General features: G+C 62.1%; 5 protein-coding genes and 1 pseudogene. 5 read left to right on the forward strand and 1 reads right to left on the reverse strand.

From position 1 onward, the window contains the following. Positions 1 to 90: 90 nt before the first annotated feature. Positions 91 to 2,238, reverse strand: coding sequence for a GumC family protein (locus DYI42_RS14445; protein ID WP_244867936.1), 2,148 nt, complete (start codon positions 2,236 to 2,238; stop codon positions 91 to 93). Positions 2,239 to 2,446: 208 nt separating this feature from the next. On the opposite strand from DYI42_RS14445, the gene DYI42_RS14450 reads away from it, so the two are divergent. The 5 genes and pseudogenes from DYI42_RS14450 to DYI42_RS14470 all read left to right on the forward strand — a co-directional run. Continuing rightward, entirely contained in the window at positions 2,447 to 2,734 is a 288-nt protein-coding gene (locus tag DYI42_RS14450) for a hypothetical protein (protein ID WP_213546699.1), read from the forward strand. A gap of 447 nt (positions 2,735 to 3,181) precedes the next feature. Further along, positions 3,182 to 3,868, forward strand: a complete 687-nt coding sequence (locus DYI42_RS14455) for a sugar transferase (RefSeq protein ID WP_213546700.1) — start codon at positions 3,182 to 3,184, stop codon at positions 3,866 to 3,868. A gap of 322 nt (positions 3,869 to 4,190) precedes the next feature. After that, the gene (locus DYI42_RS14460) at positions 4,191 to 6,227 is read left to right on the forward strand and encodes a YjbH domain-containing protein (RefSeq protein ID WP_342344667.1); all 2,037 of its coding nucleotides are present in this window, start codon (positions 4,191 to 4,193) and stop codon (positions 6,225 to 6,227) included. Next, positions 6,224 to 6,874, forward strand: a complete 651-nt coding sequence (locus DYI42_RS14465) for a YjbF family lipoprotein (protein WP_213546701.1) — start codon at positions 6,224 to 6,226, stop codon at positions 6,872 to 6,874. The genes DYI42_RS14460 and DYI42_RS14465 overlap by 4 nt, the downstream gene beginning before the upstream one ends. 22 nt (positions 6,875 to 6,896) lie before the next feature. Then, positions 6,897 to 7,197 (forward strand): annotated as a pseudogene (locus DYI42_RS14470) (polysaccharide biosynthesis/export family protein); the annotation flags it as partial.

The following is a 7,197-nucleotide window of genomic DNA, read 5'->3' on the forward strand; positions in this document are numbered from 1 at the left end:
GATACCTTGCACGCTTCGTTGTGGTCACGGGTTTAGAACGGCCACCCCCGGCCCGAAAGTGGCGCCCGCCCGTTTCAGCACCTTGGGTGATCAATTGCTGTAGTATTTTGAGCCATAGGCGCCATATGCGCCGTATTTTCCACCATATCCATACCGCCGCATGCCACGCGGGCTGATCTGCGACAACACGAGGCCGGTGATCTTCTGGCCGGATTGGCGGAAGAGGCGCAGGGATTCGGTGATCTGGGCGCGCGAGGTGCTGTCCCACTGGACGGTAAAGAGCACCTTGTCGGCCTGTGCGGCGATGATACGCGCATCGGGCACGATCAACACCGGCGGGGTGTCGATGATGACAGCATCATATTTCTCGCGCATGTCCGAGATGAACTCGCGAAATCTGTTGGACGAGAACAGATCGGCCGCGTTCACATCGGTCTTTTCTCCCAGCAGCACATCCGCGCCGAAGCCTTCGGGCCGAAAGACGGCGTCTTCCTGGGAGGCACTTCCACTCAGGACGGAGACCAGGCCCTCTCGCGGCGTGCCGGAGAAATACTGGTGGAGGGTGCGGCGCCGGATGTCACCCTCGATCAGGAGAACTTTCTTGCCGAGGCCGGCGAAGCTCTGTGCGAGTGCGATCGAATTTGTGGTCTTGCCTTCGCCCGGGATTGCCGAGGTCGAGAGGATGACCTTGGGCGGGCTGTCGATATCGGACAGCACCACCGAGGTTCTCAGGTTGCGATAGGCCTCGGAGACGTTCGACGTGGGCTTTTCCGACAGGTAGGTCAGGACGCGGTGTCGGCCCTTCACCGGCATTCTGGGAATCTGTCCGATGACGTTCATCCCGGTTGCCGCTTCAAGATCTTCGGACGTGCGGAAGCTGTTGTTGCGGGCTTCCCGGAACAGAACCAGACCGGAGCCGAGCATCAGGCCGAACAGCAACGACATGGCGAGAATGAGAGACCTGCGGGGCTCGGAGGGCTGCAGCGGAATCACCGCGTTGGACAGCACGCGGCTGTCTGCCTGCTGAATGCCCTGCTGGGCCGACGTCTCCTTCAACCGTCCGAGGAAATATTCGTAGAGGGCGCGGCTTGCCTCGGCCTCTCGCTGGAGTTGCTGCAACTGGATGAGGTCTTCGCCCTGCACCTCGATACGGCTGCGCAAATCGCTCTCGGAAGCGCGCAGGGCCTGCAACTGCTGTTCGGTGCGCGACACATCAAGCCGGGCTCGGTCGAGGATTTGCCCGAACCTTGTGTCGAAAGCTTCAGCCACGGATTCATCTTGCGCGACGCGGGGCAGGAAACGGGTGAGCTGCGGATCTTCAGCCGCTGCCGCGCGCTGTTCGCGCGTCGATGCGGCTTCGAGGGCTGCGAGCCGCTGCTGTTGCGCCGCCGCGGCTTCCACGGTTCCGGCAATGCGATCGCGCGAGTCCTTGATTTGCCGTTCGAGCGCTTGTAGGGCTTCGACCGACACAAGCTCGGTGTTTGCGCTGAACTCGGCCAACTGAGCTTCGGCGTCTTCCAGGGCGACGCGCAGTTCGCCGACCTGATCCGTGAGCCAGGCGGTGGCCTGCTGGGTTGCTTCGAACTTCACCTCAAGCTGGTTGAGTATGTAGAGCTCGGCGATCATGTCGGCGATCTCCGCGGCCTTCTGCGGCGCTTCGGATGTCACCTCGATCTGGAAGACGTAGCTGTTGGGCACGTTGCGCACGGAGGTGTACTGCAACAGCGTGTCGACAGTTCTGTTCAGGTCGCGAGCGGCTTGCGCTTCCGGGGCGTAGGCCACAGCCTCTTCAGGGCCCTGGAGAGCTGTGCGGACAAAGGCTTTCACCTGGCTCAGCATATCCGGCTCGCGCAGGGCGGTGTTGAACTCCGGGTCATTTACAAGATCCAGCCGCTCGACGACCTTTCGCATGAGCGTGCGCGACTTGAGCACCTCGATTTCGGAGTTGATCGCCGAGGTGTCCCCCGAGATGCCACCGATAACACTTTCGATGTCGACGACCGATTGCTGTTGTGTTTCGAGGATTACAACGGAGGTCGACCGATACTGGGGAACCGCCATCACATAGGCATAGTAGCCACCGGCCAGGAGGCAGATCAGCGCAATGAGCGCAATAATGATCTTGCCCCGCCACAGAGTTGCCAGAAGACGCCCAAGGTCGATAGCGTCTTCATCCGGAGGCGAGGCCTGATGCGTCGGGTTGGACTCCATGCCCGCAAAATCAGATATTTGCTTCATATTTGTGAAGAGCCTCCGCTTCGAGCACCTCGCATATGCCAATCTTTCGGGCAGATTGGCAATTGTTTGAGACTGAATTTGTCGGGAGAGAAAGGAAAACACCAGCGTCTGCGTCGGCATCCGCGATTTATCGCCTGCGACGTGGTCGAATCCTTCCGTTTGGAGGGGGGGCATGGTAGGTGTGAAGCGAGTGAATTAGGAGGTCGCAATGATATCGCGCATTTTTCTCGTAGCACTGGCAGCTTCGGCGATCGCCACGTCCGCCTCCTCACAGGGTGTGACGGTGGTGGACTGCAACGACCCGGCCAACGAGGGCGTGGCCGAGTGCGCGCCTGCGGAACTTGCCGTGCCGAGCCTTGCTACCAACGCTGCTCCGCTGATCGCCTTGCCGGTCGGCGCCCTTCTTCTGGGCGGTCTCGGCGGGGGTGGCGGTAGCACCGACGGCACCAACGGCACGACGGGGACCACCAGCACAACCGGCACCACCAACAACTAATTCCCCCTTGTGATCGGCAGGGTCTGCCGACAAGCGGGGAAAATTCTCGCGCTTATGGCGTTCTTAGAATTATGTTCTGCGCGCTCAATTCTGGGGTCTTGTTAACCTTTTGTTAACCTTTTTGATGTGCCGTTTTTTCTGGCATGATTTTTGATTCTGAAAAACCAAAGGGTCTGGCGCCTTTGGCGAATTTTGGGTGAGTCGCTGAAACGCTTCCTTATTTCAGTAGCCTGTTCTGGTTTCGGCCATTCGCTGCCGGTTGTGCTACTCTGTAGGCACTTCTTCGCAAAGCGCCTAGATTAAAAGCAGATTGTCATGGAATTGATAAAACAACCTGATTATACGAGTAAAGGTTGCGCATTTTTCGATCACTGCTTTCGACGGTGCGCTTCTGAGATCTAGGGTGGTGTCAAGACGCTGCAGTCCATGGTCCGTGGGGGATAAGAGTTGAAGTATTCAGATATATCGGGCGCCGAATTTGATGAAGTCATCGGAGGCCCGAAGACCTCCGTTGGGCGAAAGGGCAGCTATGCACAGCTCGGGAAGCGTGTGTTCGATATAGGGTTTTCCATTGTTCTGTTGCCCTTGATCGCCCCGGTCCTTCTGGTTCTCGCTGCCTTGGTGCGCCGCGATGGCGGGCCGGCCTTTTTCGGGCACGAGCGGATCGGTCTGGACGGGCGAAGGTTCCGGTGCTGGAAGGTCAGGTCGATGGTGCCCGACGCCGAAGAGACCCTCAAGCGGCACCTCCAAGACTGTCCCGCCGCTGCGGCGGAATGGGAAGAGAGCTTCAAGTTGAAGTGCGATCCCCGGATCACCCGGCTGGGTGACCTGATGCGCAAGACAAGCCTCGATGAATTGCCCCAGATCTGGAACGTGTTGCGTGGCGACATGAGTTTTGTGGGGCCGCGGCCCATCGTGCGGGAAGAGCTTGCACGATACGGCAGCGAGAAGAACGCATATCTTTCGGTCCGTCCCGGTATCACGGGCCCGTGGCAGGTTCAGGGCCGCAACGACATATCCTATGCGGATCGGGTCGGGCTGGATACGGCATACGTGAGCAATCTTAGCTTTATGGGCGATCTCAGGTTGATCGCGATGACAATCACGGTGGTGCTTGCCGCGACAGGCCGGTAGCGACCGGGCTTCTTGAGTGGGCAAGCAGCATAGCGCCTATGGATGTGCCCGGGCGTTCCTTGCTACCTCAGGCTGTGTAACAATGGGCATATTCTGCGGAAATTTCTGTGCCGGGGTGGTGGGAAAGTTTGCTGCCAGGATGCAGGCGGTGAGCCGCGGTGGCTGGTTCAGGTCTCTCGCGCGGGAGGGGCAATCGGAAGTCCGGCGGTCGATAGGCCAAAGCAAACGATCGGGCGAGGGGCGTGAGGGCGCATTGAGGGTTTTCAGGTTAGCAAGTCTCGGCCTTGGCGCATTGGCGGCATCTGTTACATCCGTCGAAGAGGTGCGCGCAGAGTCGCTGTCGTTCTACGGCACGCCAGGACTGGTGGACATGCCGACGGCAGGCAGGCTGGGCGATGGCAATTTGGCCTTCACCACATCCACATACGGGCCCGTGGTGCGCAATACCCTGACCTTCCAGATCTCGCCGCGGTTGCTTGGCTCCTTTCGCTATGCCGCGCAGGGCCCGTTTCTGCGGCCGGACAGCGAGTTTTATGATCGCAGCTTTGATCTGCATTTCCTGTTGCGCGAAGAGGACGATGTTTGGCCCGCCATCGCCTTGGGTCTGCGCGATTTCGGCGGCACGGGGATTTATAGCGGCGAGTATCTGGTCGCCTCCAAATGGGTCACGCCGCGACTACAGCTCACCGGCGGCATCGGATGGGGGCGCTTCGCGGGGCGAGGGGCGATGGACAACCCTCTCGGCATCCTCGACGAGCGTTTTGACGTCCGCCCGGAGCTCGATACGCGGACCGGGGAGGTCACATTCGATCAGTGGTTTCGCGGGGATGCGGCGCTGTTCGGCGGCGTGCAGTGGAAGGTGACAGACCAGCTGACTTTCGTGGCCGAATACTCGAGCGACACCTACCCGCGCGAGAGCCGGTTCGCGCTTGAAGAGCAATCCTCGCCCTACAACTTCGGGCTGAGCTACAGGTTCAAGAGTGGCGCCGACCTGGGGCTGTACTCGCTCTACGGTAACAAGGTTGGCTTTCGCTTTTCCTATGTCATTGATCCGGCGCGCCCCCGTGTGCCCGGCGGGCAGGAGGTGGCGCCACCTGCGCTGTTGCCTCGTGCGACGGTGGCCAGCCAAAGCTGGAATCTCTCCGCCCCCGGGCGTCGGGTGATTGGCGCGCGCGAGGTGTTGCGCGGGCGGCTGGCCGAGCAGGGTGTGCGGCTAACGGGCTACAGTGCGCACGGCGACAGGGCCCAAGTGCGCATCGAGAACCTCGCCTATCATGCCAGCGCCCAGGCGGTTGGGCGCACCGCGCGGGTGATGGCCAACACCCTGGACGCCGGCATCGAACGGTTTGACGTGACCCTTACCGAGCGCGGTGTTCCGATAACCACGATCACCGTGCGCCGAGCCGATCTGGAAGAGCTGGAGCACGACCTGGAAGGGGCGTGGCACAGCCTTGCACGGGCGGAGATTGCCGATGCCTTTGGCACGACGCGGGCCGCGCAGGTGCCCGGCGTTTTCCCGCGCTTCTCCTGGGGATTCTCTCCATATACCGCCGTCTCGCTTTTTGATCCCGACGAGCCCTTCCGCTATGAGCTTGGGGTGCAGCTCGATGCCGCCTGGGAGCCGCGCTCCGGCATGATCTTCTCGGGCCGGTTGCGCAAGGAACTCACCGGTAACATCGGCTCGGCGACCCGCCGCTCTGACAGCGTGTTGCCGCATGTCCGCTCCGATAGCGTGCTCTATGCAAGGGAGTCCGATATCGCGATCAGTCACCTGACCGGCGAGTATTTTTTCCGCCCCGGCGACGATCTCTTCGGTCGGTTCACGTTCGGCTACCTCGAGCCCATGTTCGCCGGCGCCTCGGCCGAGGTGCTGTGGTATCCCGCTCAGAGCCGCCTCGCGCTTGGAGCTGAGCTCAACTATGCGGCGCAGCGGGACTACGACCAGCTGTTCGGCCTGCGCGATTATGATGTCTGGACCGGCCATGTTTCGGCCTATTACGACCTCGGGCACGGCTACCACGGCCAGCTCGATGTTGGCCGCTACCTGGCAGGAGACTGGGGCGCAACGATCACTCTCGACCGCCGCTTTGACAACGGGGTGAAGGTGGGCGCCTTTGCAACATTCACGGACGTTTCCTTCGACGATTTCGGAGAGGGCTCCTTCGACAAGGGCATCTTTGTTGAGGTGCCGTTGAGCTGGCTCACCGGCCAGCCCTCGCGCCGAGTTGTCGGCCAGACGATCCGGCCCATTCTGCGGGATGGCGGTGCGCGGCTCTCGGTGCGCAACCGGCTGTACGGGGTGGTTGCGCCACACCGTGGCACACATCTGGACAACGGCTGGGGGAAATTCCTGAGATGATCCGCTGGCGCGCTCTTTTCCTCGCTGCCGCCGTGGTGAGCGTCGCGGGCTGCGGCGGCTACGGTGTGGGCAGTGAAGGCCCGCCCACGCCCGCGCAGGCCCGTGCGCAGGCGACCGCGCGCTTTGCCGGGTTGCTGAATGCCGGCGCGCCTGCGCTGCAAGTGGCGCTGGAGCGCGACGAAACCTCAACCATCGCCCTGCGCGAAGTTTCGCGCGGCGGCGTCGACAGTTTCGTCAGCTCTGACGGCGTTGCGCTCAAGCTCCGGCGCGGCATGCTCGTGGGCACCGCCGGTCTGGGCGCCGACATGATGGGCTCGAACGTGGCTGACAGCCTGGCGCTGGTGACCACCGGCCGCAGCGGCGTGGCGGAGCGGTTTCACAGCTTTCTCGATGGCGAGAATCGGGCGGTGACCCGGAGTTACGTCTGCATCATCACCCCCAAGGGTGGGCGCGGTATAGAGGTCGGCACCCGGGACGAGCAACTCCGGCAGGTGACGACGCGGCTCGTGCAGGAAGACTGCAAGAGCTTGGATCAGGAATTTTCGAACCTCTACTGGCTCGCCTCCGGCAGCGGGCGGATCGTGCAGTCGCGCCAATGGGCGGGCGATTTTACAGGGCCGATCGTACTGCGCGCGGTGCTCGACTAGACCGAATGGAAGACAAAAGGACATGAAACAGATGCTGAAGCGCAAACTCGGAGTGATCTGCCTGGTGGCCTCGCTGGCGGGCTGCGGCGTGGCCTACCAGAGCCCGGGCGTGCGCGGCGGCGTCGATGAGGGCACGCGGGTGCGGGTGGTTCCGGTGAACGCGGAGACGACGCTTCTGGCCAACCGCTCGGCATACCGGCCCAAGACGCTTCCGGCGATTTTCTCTTCGGGGGCGGGCACCGGTGGAGGGCTTCGCGGCGGCGGGGCTATTCCCGACCCGGTGATTGATGCGGCGACCCGCCCCGGAACCCTCGCCACGCGCC

Origin of the sequence: Vannielia litorea, from assembly GCF_018424695.1 — a bacterium.
GTDB classification, from domain to species: domain Bacteria; phylum Pseudomonadota; class Alphaproteobacteria; order Rhodobacterales; family Rhodobacteraceae; genus Vannielia; species Vannielia litorea_A.

Excerpts from the sequence above, each read along its gene's own strand:
- DYI42_RS14445 (WP_244867936.1), bottom strand. The coding sequence starts at position 2,238 with ATGAAGCAAATATCTGATTTTGCGGGCATGGAGTCCAACCCGACGCAT.
- DYI42_RS14450 (WP_213546699.1), top strand. The coding sequence starts at position 2,447 with ATGATATCGCGCATTTTTCTCGTAGCACTGGCAGCTTCGGCGATCGCC.
- DYI42_RS14465 (WP_213546701.1), top strand. The coding sequence starts at position 6,224 with ATGATCCGCTGGCGCGCTCTTTTCCTCGCTGCCGCCGTGGTGAGCGTC.